The organism is Sphingobacteriia bacterium (assembly GCA_017304685.1).
GTDB lineage: Bacteria > Pseudomonadota > Alphaproteobacteria > Rickettsiales > 33-17 > JAFKLR01.
The window spans coordinates 909,987-929,584 of the sequence record JAFKLR010000003.1; the positions used below are offsets into that span (position 1 = coordinate 909,987).

18 protein-coding genes and 1 tRNA gene are annotated in these 19,598 nt (G+C 28.6%); 8 read left to right on the top strand and 11 right to left on the bottom strand.

The window, feature by feature from the left end; translation table 11 throughout:
• Positions 1-26: 26 nt before the first annotated feature.
• The 4 genes from J0H68_04235 to J0H68_04250 all read right to left on the bottom strand — a co-directional run bounded on the left by J0H68_04235 (position 27) and on the right by J0H68_04250 (position 3,170).
• On the bottom strand, positions 27-818 hold the full coding sequence (locus tag J0H68_04235) for a metal ABC transporter permease (protein ID MBN8827895.1): 792 nt from the start codon (positions 816-818) through the stop codon (positions 27-29).
• Positions 819-835: 17 nt separating this feature from the next.
• A tRNA-Leu gene (locus J0H68_04240) sits at positions 836-921 on the bottom strand.
• A gap of 80 nt (positions 922-1,001) precedes the next feature.
• Entirely contained in the window at positions 1,002-2,237 is a 1,236-nt protein-coding gene (locus J0H68_04245) for a hypothetical protein (GenBank protein MBN8827896.1), read from the bottom strand.
• A 66-nt stretch (positions 2,238-2,303) separates the two neighbouring features.
• Positions 2,304-3,170: an alpha/beta hydrolase gene (locus J0H68_04250; GenBank protein MBN8827897.1), complete on the bottom strand. Its 867-nt coding sequence runs from the start codon at positions 3,168-3,170 to the stop codon at positions 2,304-2,306.
• 221 nt (positions 3,171-3,391) lie between these two features.
• Between J0H68_04250 and J0H68_04255 the strand changes: the two genes are divergently transcribed.
• The 5 genes from J0H68_04255 to J0H68_04275 all read left to right on the top strand — a co-directional run bounded on the left by J0H68_04255 (position 3,392) and on the right by J0H68_04275 (position 6,431).
• A complete protein-coding gene (locus J0H68_04255) occupies positions 3,392-4,087 on the top strand; it encodes a hypothetical protein (GenBank protein MBN8827898.1) in 696 nt (231 codons plus the stop codon).
• A gap of 123 nt (positions 4,088-4,210) precedes the next feature.
• Positions 4,211-4,714: a hypothetical protein gene (locus J0H68_04260; protein ID MBN8827899.1), complete on the top strand. Its 504-nt coding sequence runs from the start codon at positions 4,211-4,213 to the stop codon at positions 4,712-4,714.
• Positions 4,715-4,735: 21 nt separating this feature from the next.
• A complete protein-coding gene (locus J0H68_04265; protein ID MBN8827900.1) occupies positions 4,736-5,236 on the top strand; it encodes a hypothetical protein in 501 nt (166 codons plus the stop codon).
• Between the two features lie 185 nt (positions 5,237-5,421).
• Complete coding sequence (locus J0H68_04270) at positions 5,422-5,850, top strand: hypothetical protein (GenBank protein MBN8827901.1); 429 nt, start codon at positions 5,422-5,424, stop codon at positions 5,848-5,850.
• A gap of 149 nt (positions 5,851-5,999) precedes the next feature.
• Positions 6,000-6,431, top strand: a complete 432-nt coding sequence (locus J0H68_04275; protein MBN8827902.1) for a hypothetical protein — start codon at positions 6,000-6,002, stop codon at positions 6,429-6,431.
• A 32-nt stretch (positions 6,432-6,463) separates the two neighbouring features.
• Here the strand turns inward: J0H68_04275 and J0H68_04280 are convergent, their stop codons facing one another.
• The 7 genes from J0H68_04280 to J0H68_04310 are packed head-to-tail and all read right to left on the bottom strand — an operon-like array spanning position 6,464 to position 13,855.
• Positions 6,464-7,555 (bottom strand): phospho-N-acetylmuramoyl-pentapeptide-transferase, encoded by a 1,092-nt coding sequence (locus J0H68_04280; GenBank protein MBN8827903.1) that lies wholly within the window; start codon positions 7,553-7,555, stop codon positions 6,464-6,466.
• On the bottom strand, positions 7,533-8,939 hold the full coding sequence (locus J0H68_04285) for a UDP-N-acetylmuramoyl-tripeptide--D-alanyl-D-alanine ligase (protein MBN8827904.1): 1,407 nt from the start codon (positions 8,937-8,939) through the stop codon (positions 7,533-7,535). The genes J0H68_04280 and J0H68_04285 overlap by 23 nt, the downstream gene beginning before the upstream one ends.
• A 3-nt stretch (positions 8,940-8,942) precedes the next feature.
• Positions 8,943-10,379, bottom strand: a complete 1,437-nt coding sequence (locus J0H68_04290) for a UDP-N-acetylmuramoyl-L-alanyl-D-glutamate--2,6-diaminopimelate ligase (protein MBN8827905.1) — start codon at positions 10,377-10,379, stop codon at positions 8,943-8,945.
• A complete protein-coding gene (locus tag J0H68_04295; GenBank protein ID MBN8827906.1) occupies positions 10,366-12,099 on the bottom strand; it encodes a penicillin-binding protein 2 in 1,734 nt (577 codons plus the stop codon). The genes J0H68_04290 and J0H68_04295 overlap by 14 nt, the downstream gene beginning before the upstream one ends.
• A 2-nt stretch (positions 12,100-12,101) precedes the next feature.
• The gene (locus J0H68_04300; protein ID MBN8827907.1) at positions 12,102-12,491 is read right to left on the bottom strand and encodes a hypothetical protein; all 390 of its coding nucleotides are present in this window, start codon (positions 12,489-12,491) and stop codon (positions 12,102-12,104) included.
• Positions 12,488-13,396 (bottom strand): 16S rRNA (cytosine(1402)-N(4))-methyltransferase RsmH, encoded by a 909-nt coding sequence (gene rsmH / locus J0H68_04305; protein MBN8827908.1) that lies wholly within the window; start codon positions 13,394-13,396, stop codon positions 12,488-12,490. The genes J0H68_04300 and rsmH overlap by 4 nt, the downstream gene beginning before the upstream one ends.
• A complete protein-coding gene (locus tag J0H68_04310; protein ID MBN8827909.1) occupies positions 13,397-13,855 on the bottom strand; it encodes a cell division/cell wall cluster transcriptional repressor MraZ in 459 nt (152 codons plus the stop codon).
• Between the two features lie 459 nt (positions 13,856-14,314).
• On the opposite strand from J0H68_04310, the gene J0H68_04315 reads away from it, so the two are divergent.
• From J0H68_04315 to J0H68_04325, 3 genes are all read left to right on the top strand, one after another.
• Positions 14,315-16,459 (top strand): S9 family peptidase, encoded by a 2,145-nt coding sequence (locus J0H68_04315; protein ID MBN8827910.1) that lies wholly within the window; start codon positions 14,315-14,317, stop codon positions 16,457-16,459.
• Between the two features lie 141 nt (positions 16,460-16,600).
• The gene (locus J0H68_04320) at positions 16,601-17,503 is read left to right on the top strand and encodes a hypothetical protein (protein ID MBN8827911.1); all 903 of its coding nucleotides are present in this window, start codon (positions 16,601-16,603) and stop codon (positions 17,501-17,503) included.
• A complete protein-coding gene (locus J0H68_04325) occupies positions 17,490-19,598 on the top strand; it encodes a hypothetical protein (GenBank protein MBN8827912.1) in 2,109 nt (702 codons plus the stop codon). The genes J0H68_04320 and J0H68_04325 overlap by 14 nt, the downstream gene beginning before the upstream one ends.

Here is a 19,598-nt window from a genome sequence, read left to right on the forward strand (position 1 = left end):
CATTTAAGCGATTTTTATCATCTTTTCTATATTCTTCTAAATTTTTTTACTGGAATAAATTGCAACATAAATATAGTTGATGAAATTGCAATTATGGTTGGGCTAAGTGGCTGGTTATAAATAAAAGCTATTCTAATCCCTAAACAAATAAAAATAGCTCCAAAAATAGAAGCTATAATTGCCATCGATTCAGGGTTATTGGAAAACCTTCTTGCAAGAGAAGCTGGAATTATAAGAATACTTGTAATAAGCATTACTCCAACCATTTTAATCGCAATAGATATAAAAAGCGCTAAAATTATAATAAATTCAAGTCTTATTAAGTTAATTCTTTCGTTCATGCTTATAGCAATTTCATCACTTAACATAATTCTAATAAGCTTTTTCCAACGAAAAATAAGCCAGAGAAAAGTGATTACACTAATGATGCTTATAAAAATAAGATCATGTTTACTAACTAGTAAAATATCACCAAATAGGTAATTCATAAGATCGACTGAAGTTTTCTTGTTGTAAATAATAAGCGTAGAAAGGGCTAAACAAAAAGGTGACAATATACTTATAGCAACATCGAAATTAAGCTTTGAATTATGCCTAATAATTACAATTAAAATTGAAAATAAAACGGCATTTGCAACAATTCCTATTTCAGGCAAAATGTTGAATATTAAACTAAAAGCTACTCCTAAAAGGGAGGCATGAGCAAGAGAATCACCAAAATATGCTATTCTCTTCCAAAGTATAATGCAGCCTAAAGGACCTGACGTAAGAGCAATTATAAGCCCAATAAAATAAATTTGAATTATAAGATCATTCATAAAAAACTTTAAAAGTTTGGTGCCCTCGGCCGGACTCGAACCGGCACACTTTGTGGGTGGTTGATTTTGAGTCAACTGCGTCTACCAATTCCGCCACGAAGGCTTACCAGAGTTTTTTATAGCCTAAAGGTAAGATTTGCAAGAGATTTATAATATTCTAGAAATCCTATAAATCTCTATAAATTATTTAGCTCTAAAAAACATATCTTTAACATGAGAACGGTTAAATTCAAATTTTTGAATTCCCCTACCTTCTAAATTTGGCATATCGCGTGCGCAACTATCTGTGACTATATCCAAATTATTATCATCTCTTTTAGAGGTACCTAAAACAATGGCGGTATGTCCTCCTGCCCCATCGGAAAGTTTGGTTGGGTCATTTCTGAAGTTCCTAAACACATATAACATACCAGGTCTTATATCTTTTTGAGGATCTTTAACTGATATTGCTTCAAAATTATTTGTAGATTCTAAAACGTAAGGATCAGTTTCTAAACCTTTATTACCTTCTTCGTTCAATTGATTTCTAAAAGAATATAAATAATGAAATGTTGAAGGTAATTTATCTGGTTTACATCCTGTTAATTTACCGACCATACTAGAACAATCTTCAGGACCATGTTTTTTACCATTTATCCCATAACGTGGCTCGCCTCTTTGCCCACCAAAGGAATAAAAACTGTGATGAATTACTAAACCATCTGGTGTTTTATCATCACTGTAAGAAAATGTACATTCGTCAAATCCTTCTACTCTATATTTTTCAGGAATTGGTATAATATGGGCAATAGCAGAACTATCAATTGCACTCCATAATTTTACAACATTAGTAACTGTAGCTTTTTTTAAATAAGTCAAAGCAGCTTTTAGAAAGGTATTTTTAGAATTACCATAGACAGTAACACCATCATCTTTTCCAATTTCAGGCATGGAATCAATATTATATTCATATCCTTCAGGTAATTTTTGCTCTGCTATTAATTCACTTAAATATTCAGGGGATTTTTGTGTATGAAGTTTATTAACTAATTCTTTCACACCATTTAATATTATTTCCATTTTATTGGTTGAAAGAGAATAGGTCATTTCTCCTTTTGAAAAATCAGGATAGTCTTTAACTATTACTTGTTTTTTAGCTTCAGCTTCTTCTTCTGCCTTTTTAATTGTACTATTAAGACGCTTAATAAGTTCTTGATCTTTTTCAATAGCTTCTAATATTAATTGATCAATTTCACTATAATTATAACCTTCAGTGTTTTGACTAAAATCGCTTATATTTTCACTAATTTCTTGAATAGATGCATTTCTAAGGTCAGCCTCCCAAGCTAATGAAGCTTTTAAAACTTTATCAGGGGAATTATAAGCGTTTTCAAGAATTGACTTTAATTCATTATCATATTTAATTAATGCTTTCTTCATGACACCTTACATTTTTAAGTTATTATTAACTAGTTTAAATAGGTAATCAATTAAATCAATAGTTTATTACTTAAACCAGTTCTTGATTACATTAATCTGCTCACTATTCATAAGCGCAGGTGCATGTCCTACATTTGAAAATTCATAACCTTCAACGTTTGGTTTTTCTAACATTTTCTCGAAACATGTTTTAGGCAAAATGTCTGAATTCTCTCCTCTTAAAACTAAAGTTTCCATATTAACGGGTTCCCATAAAGGCCAGAGTTCTATGTCATTTGTAATTTCATCAAAATTTACAAATGACATTGATATATTAGGGTCATACGCAAGAGTTAAGTTTCCATCAGATAATTTTCTATAACTATGTTTTGCTAGATACTGCCAATGTTCGTCTTGTGTTATTCCAAAAGGCGCTAATGTTTTTCTTAAATGTTTTTCCAACTCTTCAACAGTTTTAAAAAGTGGAACATTATTTATATATTTTGATATGCGTTTAAGTGAATCAATCGGTAAAATAGGTCCTACATCATTTATAACAAGCTTTTGAATTATATTAGGATTAGCATAATTCAAATGAAGAGCAATAAGGCCTCCCATTGATGTACCAATCCAATAAACCTTTGTAATTCCTAATTTATCTAGAAAATTTTTAACAACTTTTACATAAGTATCATAATTATAATGCATCGGATTATTTAAAAAGGCACTTTCTCCTCTACCAGGTATATCAATAGAAATAACTCTATATTTTTCCTTTAATTCAGTAGCTAAATAATCAAAATCATGGCTATTTCTTGTTAAACCATGCGTACAAATTATAACTTCTTTATTAATATAACCTAAATCAAGATAAGCTACCTCAGTAACACATTGATTTTCATCTTTATCTTTATATTCTATTGCAATTTTCTTCGAGTTATAAAGGTATTCCATAAATTTGCCTTAAAAAAATTCAGTTGTTTGCGCATATAATACTTTTTATTCTGTTTATTGTCAAAATTAAGAAGTAAATCATTCCTTAATTGTTTATAAATTTAATTTTAATCAAAATAACAGTTATTTAAGTCTAAATCATTTTATTGACATTTCATTTACTAGTTAGTAATATCAAAACATAAACCGTTTGATGTTAACTTTAAAAAAGGAGTAGAGAAATGGATTTATATAAAGCTACTATAAGTTTTGGTAATGCACTTACTATTAATTTAAGTGAAGTAAATAACCCAAGTGCTACTGCGACAATTACAATTGCACCAGTTAACGATCTTACTGTGCCATACGTAGGCGATGAAAGAGCAGGTTTCAGAGAGTTTGAATATGTAAAAAATAATGGCTTTGCACCTCATCGTTATATTGACGGTAACAATAACGTTGCTACTGTAAGATACGATTTTAACAATAATTTCAATGCTCAACAATTTAAAGATCATGTTGATTCTTTCAGTTCAGAATTTGGTAAAGCTATCAGCAGCCATTCAAAAACATTCACAGTTAGTGATGTTAATGTTGCTCATGCTATTAAAGAAGCTGCAACAGATGTTAAAGATGCAGTAGCTGAAAAAGCTCATGAATTTGCTGATAACGTTAAACAAAAAGCACATGATGCTAAAGAATCTGTTAAAGAAACAGCTCACGATGTGAAAGAAGCAGTAAAAGATGCTGCACACAATGTGAAAGATGCTTTAACTCCTGATCATACAGTTGAAGTTCAACCTGCTACAATTTCTGTTGATACAGATGGTAATAAATTAATTGTTACACATACTCCAGGTCAATACATTGATCCTAATACAGGTGAAATTGTTGTAGATGCAGACACTACACATGCTGATTACGTTCATATTGGTTAATTTAAATTAACTAACATGATTTTAAAAGTGGTTAAGGTTATCCTTAACCACTTTTTTACTAATAATACCTATCTCTAATAAATAATTATTAGAGTATAATTTTTATTATTAATAAAAGTTAAAATGACGAAAGAAACATATTCAGTAGAAATTAATTTAAAAGAATTTTGGAATAGTAAAGTTTTTGACGCAACTATTAAAGATTCAAATGAAAATGTATTTGAATTTCGCATTGAAAATAAAACTGGAAATGCAATTAATTTACTTAGTTATTGGTTCTCTTCACCAGCACCACTAACAATTACAGATGAAAATAAAGTAGTTACTAATATAAAACCTTTTTATGATCCTGTATGGGAAAGATTAGGAACAGTAAAACTAACTTGTAATTTTGATGATTTTAATGATAAACCTAAATTACAAAATGTAATTAAAGTTTGCAATAAAAGTATGATCGATCTAGATATAGACCCAAATACTACAAAAGAATGGGGCTTTTTTGAATCAGATTATTATTTGCAAAAAACCTATGAATTTGATAATGCAGATACGAGATATGATTTGTATCATCCGATGGTTGGTTATAATTGTCATATTATAGATCCAAATGAATATATAAACTCTTAATTTAATAAAGGCTAAAAACAAATGACAAAAGAATTATGTGAAATTGACACTACAGTTAAAAAATCTATTTTTGGAAGCTTAAATATTAAGCATCTTATAAAAGATCAACATAACCATTCTTATAAGATTAGCATTAATGTAAAAGATGCTACTTCAGGTAGTAATAATGCAAAAATGCATATAAAAAATCAAGATAATCAGTTTTATAAATTTGAAACCTCAACAAATGAGAATTTTTTTACAAAATATTTTTATAATAGTTCTCCAACTGTTAAAGTTGAATTTAGTAAAGATTATAGCTTTTCAGATAATAATTTAGCTAACATTTTAAATGTAATTAAAAAAAGTGAGCATGATATAAGTAATAATGCAGAAGGTGTTGAGCACAGCAACGGTATTTTTACAACTTGTGAACATTTACACAAAACTTATGAAATTGAATGTAATGAAAATTTTGCAGACTCTAATATGATTACTGAAGTTCAAATTCCTTTATTACATTCACATTATATTCACGCATAATATAATATTATAAATAAGTTACTTTCGTTTAGGAAGTAACTTATTTAATCCCATTTCTCTTATATTTATATATAAACCTTTGAAATATAAACAATCATAAAGATTGTTAATTTATTAATATTATGTTAATATTATATTGTAAGTTAAAAAATATATTAATTTAATTTTTTTGGGATAAAATTATTATGGCTCAAGTTAAATGTAATGTTAAACTTCAAAGAGTTGAAAATGTTAAAACAGACGATGTAGTTGGTGGAAAAATTACTATAACATATGATCAATCTCAGGAGTTTACTATAATAATGAGAGAAGGTAGAGATCCTAATTTACCTTTTGCTGGTGATGAAAGAGCAGATTTTGACGATACAATTTATATTGTTCAAGGTAATTTTAAAGATCATAGTTATATTAATGAAGATGGAAAAGAAGTTAGTGAATATTTTACGTTACCAATTGATTTTAAAAAAGATTTAGTAGCAAAGGCTTTAACCCAGTTAGATGCGGATTTAAAGAGTGATGACCCTATATTCACAACTTATATTGTTTCGGCTCACCCCGCTTCACCTGATTTAGCAGAAGTTATAGTATCTAAAGATTATATATTTGAGGTTTAAATAATATAAGCTATTTTTAGTATGATTTTAAAAATAGTTTTACAAATTTATTAAATATTTAAATTTAAAAAATATTATAGCTTGACTGATAGTTAATAAAATATTAATATTAAAATATAAATTAACTATTAATCGAGCTATAAAATATCATGATGCGAATTCAAGATAAGGTTAAAATAGAGGCTAAATCACAATTATTGTCAAAAAACTTAGCTGAAGATTCAAACTTCTCACTTACCTATAATCAATCAAAGGATTTAATTACAATATTAAGAGATGGAAAAGATTTTTATTTACCTTATTCTGGTAAGGAAAGAACAAGTTTTAATGATATTGAGAATATAAAAAGTAGCTTTAAAAACTACTATTATATTAATAAAAACAGAGAAGAGGTTAGTGAATATTACCCACTTTCAAATGATATGAGTAAAGATTCAGTAGAAATAATGAAACATTTAACTAAATCATGGATAAAATTAGATGATAATTTTTTTACTAGCGAAAATTTTATAAACTACTTGGATTACTTAAATTCTCAAAATGACACATATAACATTTTAGATGAAGGTTTCTTAATTTAAGAATAAGATAGCTTTATTGTAATATTCTTATTCTATCTTATTTTAAGAGTACTCATTCCAATTATTGCAAAAATAATACTTATAATCCAAAATCTAATAACAACAGTTGATTCGCTCCAACCTTTTTTCTCAAAATGATGATGAAGTGGTGCCATTAAGAAAATTCTTTTACCTTTAGTCAGTTTATAATAATAAACTTGCATTATTACTGAAGCTGCTTCAATTACAAATAACCCGCCTATTATTGAAAGAACGATTTCGTGTTTAGTTATTACACTTATTATTCCTAAGCTTCCACCACAAGCAAGGCTTCCTGTATCACCCATAAATATTTTAGCAGGTGGCGCGTTATACCATAAGAACCCTAAACCTGCTCCTACTAAACTTGCACAAAAAACTGCAATTTCTCCACAATTTGGCACATGATGAAGTTTTAAATAATCCGAAAATACTGAATGGCCTACTACATAGGCTATTATACCAAAACATAAAGCAGCTATCATAACCGGAACAATGGCAAGACCATCTAACCCATCAGTAAGATTTACTGCGTTCGAAGCCCCTACTGTTACTACAATAATAAATGGAATATAAAAATATCCTATATCAATCACAAATTGTTTAAGCATTGGAAAAGCAAGTTTAGTAGCAAGGTTATCAGGCATTAATTTTTGTAACCAAACATATGCTATTAAACTAACAACTGATTGAATAATTAGCTTATGTTTTCCTCTAACACCTTTAGTATTTTTTTTGGTCACTTTAAGAAAATCATCAATAAATCCTAATGCACCAAAACTAAATGTAACAAATAAAACAAGCCACAGGTATTGATTAGTTAAATCTCCCCAAAGAAAAACTGAAGCAAATACACTAAGAAGCATAACAAGACCGCCCATTGTAGGCGTACCTTTTTTTGTAACTAAATGAGAAGCAGGTCCATCTTCACGAATTGGTTGCCCCCCATTTTGAATTTCTTTAAAAAGATTTATAAAATAATTCATTGTTGAAAACATAATAATTAAAGAGGTCAATGCTGCACATAAACCTCTAAAAGTAATATATGTAAATACATTTAAAATCGTGAAGTGATCAATATATTTAATGGCTAGATAATACAACATTTTCTTTCCCGTTCTTTGCTAAAAAATATGCTACAATTTTTGACATTTTCATTGAATTAGAACCTTTAATTAATAAAACATCATTATTTTCTAACATTTCAAATAACGTACTTTCTAATAAATTTTCTACTGTCTTATAGTGAGAGAGCTTTAAATTTTCTGGTAATACATTAAATAAATGTTCAATTACTTCGCCAACAAGTCCAACTTTATCTACACAACTTTCTAAATTTGGAAGCAGGTCTTTATGAAGTTCAATAGTGGTTGACCCTAATTCTTTCATATCAGCAAGTAAAGCTATTTTTCTACGATGTGGATATTTCATTTTCATTACCTTTAATGCAGCTTTAACCGCAGCAGGATTTGAATTATATGATTCATCAATAATAGTTATTTTTTTACCACTGTAATTTAATTCATGAAGCTGCCCTCTTCCTACTACGGCTTCAATATTTGTAAGTTTATTAGCTGCTTTTTCAATATCAAGATTCAAAGCATGTACAGCAAGTAATACAGGTAAAGTATTCATAGCGTGATGTTCGCCTGGAATATTAATACTGTAGCTAATTTCTTTATTATCAATATTAGCTTTTATATAAGTTGTATTATCTTTTACTTGCGCTTCTAAAAGTTTAGCATTACCACTATTATCTCGTGCAAACGTAAGAAGATTTTCTACTTCATATTTTTTTGCATTACTTTTCATCCGCTCGAATTCTGCATTATCAGCATTTATTATACCAACACGATGAGATTTAGTACCGTGAAATATTTCAGATTTCGCATCAGTAATTCCACTTATAGATTCAAAATGCTCGAGGTGAACTGGTTCAATAGTGGTTATAATTGCAACATCTGGTTCAACAATTTTCGTTAAATATAAAATTTCATTTTTAGCGCTCATTCCCATTTCAATAATGGCATATTCAGCATCATCTGGCATTTGAGAAAGAGTTATTGGAACACCGATATCATTATTAAAATTAACTCTATTTTTATGAACTTTTCCAAAAGCTTCAAAAGCAAGCGCTGCCATTTCTTTAGTTGTGGTTTTACCAACACTTCCAGTAATTCCTATAAATTTAGCTCTTGAATTATTTCTTTTAAAATTTGCTAATGTAAGTAAGGCCTCTTTCGTATCTTTTACAAGAATACATTTTTCCCTATTTCTTTCAGGAAGTTTATGAACTATAGCTGCAACCGCCCCATTTTCAAATGCGCTATTAATATAATCATGACCGTCACCATTTTCGCCTTTTAAAGCTATAAAAATAAAACCTGGCTTAATATCCTTACTATTAAATTCAAAACCTGTAGCATTAAAATTAAATGGTACTTCAATATTTAAAGCTTTCTTAATCGAGCTTTCATCCCAAATCTTCATTTTCTATACCTCTTCTGCTATTCTTACATCATCGAAATCAAGAATTTGATCACCAATAATTTGATATTTTTCATGCCCTTTACCAGCAATTAATACTATATCTTCTTTTTTACTTATTTGTATAGCTTTTGCAATTGCATCTTTTCTGTCAGCAATTTCTATAGCATTTTCCTTACAAGCAGATAAAATTTCCTTTCTAATTTCACTTGGAATTTCATTTCTAGGGTTATCATCAGTAATAATAACTGTATTAGCAAATTCACAGGCAATTTTACCCATTTCTGACCTTTTACCTTTATCTCTATTTCCTCCACACCCAAAAACAACTATAATTTCACCTTTACAATGTTTTCTGGTCATTTTAATTGTTTTTTCTAAAGCATCTGGTGTATGAGCATAATCTACATATACGTTTTCTTTATTTTTTACTTTTTCCATCCTGCCTGGAACAGAAAGTACATTTTCTACTATATTAAAATTATTTTCATCCAGTTCTTCGGCCAATAACCCTATACTTGTCATTAAATTAAAGGCTTGAAATTCACCAATTAAATTAACATGAGTTTTAAATTCTTTTCCAAATAAAGAACATTCAAGTTCAAGACCTGTAGGTAAAGCTTTTAAATTTTTTAATTTAATATCTTTTCCTGAATAACCAAAACTTATTATTCTATTTTCATTTTTTGTACATATGTTATTTAACTGTTCATATTCATCAATATCTGCATTTAAAACAGCCAGCTTACCTTTAGGGAGCAATTCCCTAAAAAGCCTTGCTTTTGCATCAAAATAACTTTCCATTGTGGTATGATAATCAAGATGATCACGTGTAAAATTTGTAAAAGCTGCAGCTTTTAATTTTACCCCATCTAGCCTAAATTGATCTAATCCATGACTTGAAGCTTCCATCGCCATATAATCAATATTGTCATTATATAATTTATTCAATAACTTATGTAATTCAATGGCACCTGGAGTAGTAAGGCTTACATTATCCTTCGATAAATTATATTCATTAAAACCATAAGCGAGTCCTAAGGTACCAATACTTGCAGCTTTCTTATTTAATAATGATAAAATTTGTCTTGTAAAATGTACTGTAGAAGTTTTACCATTTGTACCAGTTACCGCATAAATATTATTAGGTTGACCTTGATAAAATAAACTTGCAAGTTTTGATTTTACCACCCTCTCGTTATCAACTTTTAAGAATATAACATCCTTATTTAACTCAATGTTTTGACTTGTTATAATGACCTTACAGCCTTTACTTACAGCATCTTGAATGTATTTAGTGAGTTCTTCAATTTTATTACTAGTTCCTATATATATAGTATTAGACCTAGCTTTCCTTGAGTCCTCTATTAAATCATTTATCTCTAAATCAAATGGTAAATTAACGCTTAAATTTAATAATTGTACAATTTTAGAAAGGAGCATTTAATTTCTCATCATCATAATATTGCACCCATAATTTTTTCGCGATTTTTGGGTCATTTTCGTCAATTGGAGATATACCTAAAACTGAGCCGATACGACTAATTACCCTACCGGCTACCGGAGTTGCTGTCCAGCCTCCCGTCGAATAACCAAATGTCGATTTGTTACCTTTAGGTTCATCAAGTAAAATAAAAACTGAATACTTTGGTTCATTAATTGGAAAAGCTGCTATAAATGAGGAAAGATTTGCGGTTTTACTATATCCTCCTCTAATACTTTTTTCCGCGCTACCAGTTTTTCCACCTACCAAATAACCATCTGCATTTGCTTTTTTACCACTTCCATCTGTTACAGATAGCCTAAGTAATCTTTTTAAATTATCAGCTGTTTCTTTTGAGACTATCGTTTTTGGTTTAACGTCTTTATTCCCATCTTTAACAATTGTAAGAGGGTACATTTGTCCATCATTAACAAGCCCTGTAAAAGTTCTTAAAAAGTGAATTGGTGTAGTCATTATACCATGTCCATATGAAATGGTCATAGTGCTTAAAATACTCCATTTACTATCCGAAGGGTAGATCGCCTGTCCTTTTTCTGGCAATTCTAAATTAATATTATCAATTAACCCAAATTTTTTAATATATTCCTTCTGTGTCTCAATTCCTAAATCTACGGCAATTTTTGCTGTACCAATATTAGAGGAATTCATGAAAATTTCTGTTACAGTTTGAATCCCACCTTTTCCGTGATAATCTTTTAATTTATATCTAGCAAATTTTATAGGCTCATTTACATCGTAGCTACTAGCAAGAGTTATTTTTTTGCTATCAAGCGCCATCGCCATTGTTATTGTTTTAAACACAGACCCAAGTTCTTGCGATGCAAGAGTTGCTCTATTAAATAACTGATCATTATTTGCTTTCCCAGGATTATGCGGATCAAAATCAGGTAAACTTACTAATGCTAATATTTCACCGGTTTTAATATCAGTTACAATTCCCGCAGCTCCTAGCGGTTTAAATTCTTGAACAGCTTTATTTAACTCTTCATGTAAAATATATTGTATTCTCAAATCTACAGAAAGGCTCAAACCATTTTGATCCTGCTCTTTATTTTTAGGATTAATTATGAGCTTATTATCAAAATATTTTTCTACACCTGAAAGGCCCATACCATCAATTCCTGTATACCCAACAATATGGCTTAAAAGATTACCATAAGGATAAAATCTTCTATGACCACTTTCATATTGAATACCCGGTAAACCTAACCTATTAACTGCATACAATTCTTTTGGGGTAGCATTTCTTTTTATCCAAACAAAACTTTTATGAGAATTAAATTCTTTTAATAAATTTTTGGTATTTAAATCAGGAAAAATATGTTTAAGCTTTTGGACCGTTTCTTTCACATCAAATATCTTTTTAGGATTTGCATATACCGAAGCTACAGATAGATCAACTGCTAAGAGCTTTCCATTTCTATCGTAAATATTTGCTCTATGGAAAGATGAAGAATCTTGAGCAAGTTTATCAAAATTAATATCCTCATCTAGTGAATTATAAACAACATTATAAGCACGCGTTATAATAGTTAAAAAACCTATTATAAAGAACAGTATTAAGATGCCTATTCTAAGATTAGTAGTTTTATAATTTGGTAGGAGAAGTGGTTTTAAATAAAGAATATATAACTCAAATATATGTCTCTTATACCACATTATTACTCAGCCTTTACATTTAGCGTACGTTTAAAAGAAACTTTAGACACTTTAGGTACTGTTAAATTTCCCTCATTCGAATTTTCTTTTTGCACTAATGATAAAAGATTACTTTCTTCTTTTTTCTCTTTTTTAAACCCTAATTGAGTTATATCTAGAGGAACCATATTAGTTAAATGCATTGATACAATTGATTTTAAGCGCTGAGGTTTATTTAAATAAGCCCATTCTGCCTCTAAAACTTTTATAGCTTCATTTTCCTCTATTAGTTGTTTTTTTAAACTCAAAAGATCTTTGTTCATATTTTGAACTTGATATTTAACGTGAAACATACCAAAGCTTGAAACAAAAAGTAGTATTAAAGTAATGAAAATAGGTAAAGGTATTCTCATTCCTCTACTCCTATTTTTTCAATAACTCTTAATTTTGCTGAGCGTGATCTAACGTTAGATTTTATTTCTTCATCGCTAGGAATAAGTGGCTTTCTAGTTAAAATTTTAAAATTAGTTTTCATCTCAGGACGCCCATAACCTGAAATATCACGAAAATATGTTTTAACAATTTTATCTTCCAGTGAATGAAAAGAAACAATTACTATCCTTCCATTTTCAGATATAACTTCTGCAGCTTGTTCTAAAGCTTCTTTTAAAGAATTTAATTCATCATTCACAGCAATTCTTAAAGCTTGAAAAGTGCGGGTGGCAGGATCAATAGGATTTTTATGAGATCTTTTTACTACCGATCTAACGATATTTGCAAGTTTGCTAGTAGTATTAATTCTTTCTAATTTTCTTGTTCTTATTATTGCAGATGCTACCTGACGCGAGCGTCTTTCATCACCATAATTATAAATTAAATTTGCTAAATCTTTTTCATCCCATGAATTTACAATTTCTTCTGCCGAAGTCCCTTTACAACTCATTCTCATATCGAGCGGACCATCATTCATAAATGAAAACCCTCTTTCAGGATTATCAATTTGCATAGATGAAATTCCTAAATCCATAACAATTCCACTAACGTTCGTTATATTTTCATTTTTACAAATATAACTTAACTCAGTAAAATTCCCAAGCACAAAGTTAAAATTTTTACTTTTTTGTTGTAATTCTTTTGCAAATTTTTCTACATTTGGGTCTTGATCTATTGCAAGAACATTTGCTCCTGTCTCTAATATTGCACGGCTATATCCGCCTGCTCCAAATGTACAATCAATAATAGTTTTACCAGGTTTTGGCGCAAGATATTCAATTACTTCATTTAGCATTACTGGCTTATGTGGAGCATTAGAACTCATCTATTTATTATCTCCACTTATTTTAAGAGTTCCGCGTCTTTCTTTTGCAAGTAATTTAGATTTTTCCGAGTATATTTTGAAGTCATCTGGATTCCAAATTTCAAAAGTTTCACCTTTTCCTACAAATGTAACATATTCTGAAAGGGCAAGTTGAGAAATATAATCTTCAGGTAAATTAACTCTCCCTTCGCTGTCAAATTGAAGTTGCTGACTCCCACCTAAAATAGCTGTAGCAAAAGCATCTCTTTCTTCCGAGAAAGGATCTAAATTTTCTATAAAATTATTCAATTTAGTTAATCTATCAACGCCACTAGCTTCAATACAATTGTTAACAAATGAAATATATGTAATTATTCCGTTGAATTCTTGGTTTACAAGCACAGCTCTAAACTGGGCAGGGATTGAAACCCTTCCTTTCTTATCGAGTTTATTTGTATAATTCGACAAAAACAACTTCATAAATGGTATTACATGGGATTTTATGGTCTTATATGGATTGTAACCTTTCTTCCATGGTTCGTCAATTACATTTAATGGTATAAATGTATAAATAATTTCATTTTTTTATTTAAGAGGTAAATTTAAGCTTAATATTATAACGCTTATTAACTATTTTTTATTTACATGAACTTTAATTAAGTCTCAGTTTATATAACTGTTTTAACGAATCTTTAATTAAAAAATTGATGCGATTAAATTGATGTTCTAATTCATTTTTATTATAATTTTTGATTTTAAATCCTTTTTTACTTATCCATTTTAAATATTTATAATAAAATAAGCTTTTAGGACATTTAAGCCCTAATTTTAAATAATAAACTATGCTAATATGTAGATAGTTTGGTTATGCCAATAATATATTGACAAACATTCTAGTTAAATGTCTAATTTTAAATAAAAACTAAACAAATTTTACATATGAAATTAGAAACTCCTCTTGCTTTATCTACGCTATTGATTTTTATTATTGGCGTAATGCTTTTTAAGGATCAAATTATGACACACTATCCATCAATAAAAAATGAACCTCCTTTAGCTTTAAAAAAAGAATATGTTCATGAAAATTTTGGTGAAAAAAGAATTGATTATTATCATTGGTTAAAAGATACAAAACTTGATGCAAATAAACCATCAATTATAATTGACCACCTTAAAACAGAAAATGAATACGCTGACAAACATTTGTATATTCAAAAAGACTTAGAAACAAAAATTTTTGATGAATTAAAAGGAAGAGTAAAACTTGCTGATAAAACAGTACCGGTAAAACATGATAATTATTTATACTATTCTAGAATTGAAGATGATCAAAACTATTATATTCATGCCAGAACAAAAACTTACTCCCCTGACCTTGAGGAAATTATTCTTGATGAAAACGAAATTGCTACCGAAGACTTTTTTAGCCTAGGCACTTTTGCAGTAAGCCATGACCATAAACTTTTAGCTTATTCAACCGATAATGTAGGAAATGAAAGGTATACTCTTTTTATTAAAAATTTAGACTCTCACAACCTTCTTGAAGATAAAATTGAAAATGTAGTTGGAGATGTAATATGGCTTAAAGATAATTCTGGTTTTTTATATTTAACTGTAGATGAAACTTGGCGTCCTTATAAAGTTTTTTATCATCAAATTGGTAATCCTGATGACAAATTAATTTATCATGAACAAGATGAAAAATTTAGGGTTTCAATTAGAGAAGCAAGTAATAATGAATATTTATTTGTTTCCAGTGAAAGTAGTGCTATTACAGAAAGCTACATTATGAAATCTAATCGTGCTTTTGAATTTAGTAAATTTATTGGGCGTGAAGAAGGATTATTATATAGTTTAGACGCAGGGATCGGTTGGTTCTACGCTCTTATTAATGATAAAGGAAAAAATTTCCGTTTAATTAAATTTAGCTCAGCAGATGCAAAAAAAGACCAGTATATTGAGGTAGTACCTCACAATAAGGATATTTATCTTAGAAATTTAGCTGTATATGAGAAAAATTTAGTTTTAGAAACTGTCGTGAATGGCTTAACATTCATTGAAGTACAAGATATGTTCACCGAGGAATGGAAAACCATTCCTCTAAAACAAGACAGTTATGCGGCTAATATTGATTATACTACTATTGACGATGTTGGGGTAAGATTTAATTATTCTTCATTAAATACTCCTAACTCCGTTATGCTGTATAAATTCGAGACAGAGGAGATTCAAACACTTAAGACTCAAGAAATTCCGAGCGGACATGTACCAGATGATTACGTTGTAGAAAGACATTTTGCAGAATCAACTGGAGGAGTTAAAGTTCCTATATCACTTGTTTATAAAAAAAGTTTATTTAAAAGAGATGGCTCAAACCCACTTTATTTATATGCTTATGGATCTTATGGGTATGGCATTGAACCTGCATTTAATCGTAATGCCCTTTCTTTAGTTGATAGAGGTTTTGTATATGCAATTGCGCATATTCGCGGTGGTGATGATTTAGGCTTTGAATGGTATGAACAAGCAAAATTTTTAAATAAGCATTTAACTTTTGATGATTTTATTAACTCTGCTCTTTATTTAATAAAATTTAAATATGCAAAGGAACAAAATATTGTTGCTATGGGGGGAAGCGCTGGAGGAATGCTTATGGGGGTGGTTATAAATAGACGCCCAGACTTATTTAAAACCGTAGTAGCCCATGTACCTTTCGTTGATGTATTAAATACAATGTTAGATGATACTTTACCTCTTACTACTAATGAATATTTAGAATGGGGTAACCCAAATGAAAAACCATTTTATGATTATTTGAAATCATATTCGCCTTATGAAAATGTTAAAAAACAAGATTATCCTAATTTATACGTTACCACAAGCTTAGGTGATACACGTGTAGCTTATTGGGAACCAGCTAAATGGGTTGCAAAGCTTAGAGAATATAATAACAGTAATAATTTAATATTATTTGAAACTAACCTTCATGCGGGGCATGGAGGAGCTTCTGGTAGATTTGGTTATTTAAAAGATAAGGCTCGCGAATATACTTTTATTTTAACAACTTTGAAGATTAATAATTAATATTCATCATAATTTTTTAAGGAGAGTAGAGTAAATTTACTCTCTTTTTTATTACCTCAGTAAAGTTAATAAAAGATTACAAACTTGACATATTGTTAATTATTTATTAACTTTTTATTAATATATAATTAGGCGGTGGTAATGAAAAGAAAAGCAGAACTAGAAGAATTGACTCCAAATAAAATGGTTAAAATATTAACCACTGCAGAGCAAATTGAATCGATACTTAGTAAGATTTTAAATGAAAAAGATTTTGATCTTATTGAATTATCAAATTTATTTGAAGAATATATTACTAAACATAGTATAAAAAATGATATTGTAAATTTTGTTGAAGGTAAGTTTTCTACTGAAGCTCTTTATTCATTTATTGAACAATTTAATAAATTTATAGAGGAATATGATAATAATTTAGAAATTTTATCCCATTTATATTTCCTTAAAGGTTTATTTGCTGAAGCCGCAGCATTAATTACTAAAAATCAAGATTACTATTCAATAGCTTTAGTTTCTTTTGAAAACGCTTCTTCATTATCTCACGTTGGAGGTAAATATAAAGCTGCTATATATTATTTATATAGAAGAAAAAATATGCAAGATGAAGGATTTTCATTAATTAAAGAATGCACACTCAATAATGAATTATTTCTTGCTAATATTCATTTAATTCATTGCTACATTAAAAACATTGGTACAAAAAGAGATTTAGATAAATCTCTTTTAATTATCACTTATTTTCTCAAAGATTTCGTATCAAAAAATGAAAACACATTTTTACATGAAGAATTAACAAAAGAATTTTTACTATATTTAGATTATACTGAGAACTTATTACTAGAATGTAAAAACGATATTAATGAAATTACTACCTTTTCAAGAAATTTATTAGAAATTTTCAAGGAATACGGAGATGAAAAAGCTATATTTAGTACAGGCTTATATTTTATCAACAATCAAAAATATAAAGAAGGTTTAAATTTAATTTTAATAGCTTTAGATAAAACGCATAAAATAAATTCGGAGTTATTTAATGTTTTTTTTTAATAAGACATTAGAATTAGAAAAAGATTTTTATGAAAAACTAAATAGTGATTCATCATCTGAAGAATATAGAACAGCTAATAAAATTTCAGAGTTATTATCCAATTATGGTAGCTTAGAATCAAAATTTCAAGTTGGAAAAAATTACATAACAGGTAAAGGTGTAAAACAAAATTTCGAAGAAGGCTTCAAGCTTTTAAAAGATTGTCTAAATTGTAGTGAAACATTACTAGATTTTATATTAGAAAATATCTTGCTTGAAAAAGCTTATAGCTTAATTATAGATTTAATAAACCTACCGAATCGCATTCATGAATCTTATGTAGTTGTAAAGAAATTAGCTGGATTACTTGGTAAAAAAGGTCATGCTCTCGGAGAGTTTGAAAGAGGATATATTAAATTTACATATTTTGGATTAATTAATGACAATAAACAGGATGTTTTTGCTGAAGGGCTAAAACATATTAAGCACTCGATTAAACTCGCTTTTGATAGTAAAAATTCACTTCAACAAAAAATCTTACTAGATAAAATTTACTCTTTAGGCATTAACTTAATATATTTCGTTAACAACAATAACAATAACTATTCTGGTGATATATTATCATTATACGGAACTTATGGTGCAAATTTATTAGAACTAAGTGCTCAAAAAGGCCATTTACTTGCACAACTAAATTTATCGTACTATAAAATATTTGGATTTAATTTTACTATTTCCACCTCAAGTAAAATAATTATAAAAACTAATCATGTTGAAGGGATGCAGCTTTTAAAATCAGTATTTGCTTCACCTGAATGGGAAGATAATAATAATCCTATTTTAAATGTGACTAATCAAATTTTGACGCATTTTTTCGATCTAAAAAATAATAATGCAACAGAAGTTTATCAAAAAACTAATTATGAAAACTATTGTTTTATCATTTATGGGTTGCTTGCAGAAAAAAATGATATAAATGCTCTATATTATCTTGGCGAAAGCTATTTATTAGGTATCGGTACACCTATAGATTTTGAAAAAGGATATAAAAATTTAAAATTATTTTATAATAAAATTAATTGCTATGGTAGCGAAGAAGAAAAAAATCAATTAAGTGAAGTAATTTATAATTTAGCTATAAAAGTTAAAACCTTATATTCTTTAAATGCAAATATAAACCTTGCACAAATTGCTAGTAATAATTTACTTGATTTATCTAGTAAACTTGGTCATCTTCAGGCAAAAGCTGATCTTGCAATCTCTCAAATGAATTCACCTTTTGTACAAAATATTGAGGATGGATTTAAAAATTTAACTCAAATTGATATTGCAAAACTTTATAGAGAAGGAAAAAGGGTAGAACTTCCCAAACTTACCCCAACTTTGCTTAGAAACGATATTTTTCAATTACCTTCTAAATGCTTAGTAAGAAATACTGAGTATGTAAAAGACTTTTATAAAAAATGTATTTTGCTTGATCTTTCCCAAGAAGGGGTAAATTATGATTTTATTTTTTCACTATTCTTAGAATTTGCTAAATATTTAGAAGCCAACAATTTTCTTAAAGAAGCTGAATATTATTCATGTTTACACAATTTTTATACTAATCTAACAAACCAAAATCAATATAACATAGTTAAAAATATAAATTGGGTTAAGATAGTACATTATTATCAAAGCATGCTTACTGAAGATGATATCTTAGGATTAGAAATATTAGCTCAATGTACAGAATTATTTAAAAACCTTAAAAATGCATATTGTTTAAATGCATTAAATGATCAAATTACCCAGGCTGTTAAATGTAGAAAAGGAATAAACGGACTCAAAGAGCTTGTTGCTAATAAAGTTTTAAGAGCAGTTGAGGTGGGTGAGTTAAGTAATATTGCCTTTTCAGCTCGAGATGAGGTTCATAAACTTAGAAAAGAAAACGATGAACTAAAACAAAGATTGAAAACAATTGAAAATATTTTAAATTTAAGCTCTACAAACCCTAATATAAATAATGACCAAAGAAATTTCAGGGCGCAGAATGAACCCACATCATTTAATAATTTTTTTAGTGAAAAGATTAATAGTGGGGAAGAATTTACAATATATTCTACAAAAGACTAA

What these genes read in the sequence shown, in the direction of transcription:
- J0H68_04280 (MBN8827903.1), bottom strand. Translation starts at nt 7,555, where the DNA reads ATGTTGTATTATCTAGCCATTAAATATATTGATCACTTCACGATTTTA.
- rsmH (MBN8827908.1), bottom strand. Translation starts at nt 13,396, where the DNA reads ATGAGTTCTAATGCTCCACATAAGCCAGTAATGCTAAATGAAGTAATT.
- J0H68_04315 (MBN8827910.1), top strand. Translation starts at nt 14,315, where the DNA reads ATGAAATTAGAAACTCCTCTTGCTTTATCTACGCTATTGATTTTTATT.
- J0H68_04320 (MBN8827911.1), top strand. Translation starts at nt 16,601, where the DNA reads ATGAAAAGAAAAGCAGAACTAGAAGAATTGACTCCAAATAAAATGGTT.
- J0H68_04300 (MBN8827907.1), bottom strand. Translation starts at nt 12,491, where the DNA reads ATGAGAATACCTTTACCTATTTTCATTACTTTAATACTACTTTTTGTT.
- J0H68_04235 (MBN8827895.1), bottom strand. Translation starts at nt 818, where the DNA reads ATGAATGATCTTATAATTCAAATTTATTTTATTGGGCTTATAATTGCT.
- J0H68_04255 (MBN8827898.1), top strand. Translation starts at nt 3,392, where the DNA reads ATGGATTTATATAAAGCTACTATAAGTTTTGGTAATGCACTTACTATT.
- J0H68_04285 (MBN8827904.1), bottom strand. Translation starts at nt 8,939, where the DNA reads ATGAAGATTTGGGATGAAAGCTCGATTAAGAAAGCTTTAAATATTGAA.
- J0H68_04295 (MBN8827906.1), bottom strand. Translation starts at nt 12,099, where the DNA reads ATGTGGTATAAGAGACATATATTTGAGTTATATATTCTTTATTTAAAA.
- J0H68_04260 (MBN8827899.1), top strand. Translation starts at nt 4,211, where the DNA reads ATGACGAAAGAAACATATTCAGTAGAAATTAATTTAAAAGAATTTTGG.
- J0H68_04265 (MBN8827900.1), top strand. Translation starts at nt 4,736, where the DNA reads ATGACAAAAGAATTATGTGAAATTGACACTACAGTTAAAAAATCTATT.
- J0H68_04275 (MBN8827902.1), top strand. Translation starts at nt 6,000, where the DNA reads ATGATGCGAATTCAAGATAAGGTTAAAATAGAGGCTAAATCACAATTA.
- J0H68_04325 (MBN8827912.1), top strand. Translation starts at nt 17,490, where the DNA reads ATGTTTTTTTTTAATAAGACATTAGAATTAGAAAAAGATTTTTATGAA.
- J0H68_04245 (MBN8827896.1), bottom strand. Translation starts at nt 2,237, where the DNA reads ATGAAGAAAGCATTAATTAAATATGATAATGAATTAAAGTCAATTCTT.
- J0H68_04290 (MBN8827905.1), bottom strand. Translation starts at nt 10,379, where the DNA reads ATGCTCCTTTCTAAAATTGTACAATTATTAAATTTAAGCGTTAATTTA.
- J0H68_04250 (MBN8827897.1), bottom strand. Translation starts at nt 3,170, where the DNA reads ATGGAATACCTTTATAACTCGAAGAAAATTGCAATAGAATATAAAGAT.
- J0H68_04310 (MBN8827909.1), bottom strand. Translation starts at nt 13,855, where the DNA reads ATGAAGTTGTTTTTGTCGAATTATACAAATAAACTCGATAAGAAAGGA.
- J0H68_04270 (MBN8827901.1), top strand. Translation starts at nt 5,422, where the DNA reads ATGGCTCAAGTTAAATGTAATGTTAAACTTCAAAGAGTTGAAAATGTT.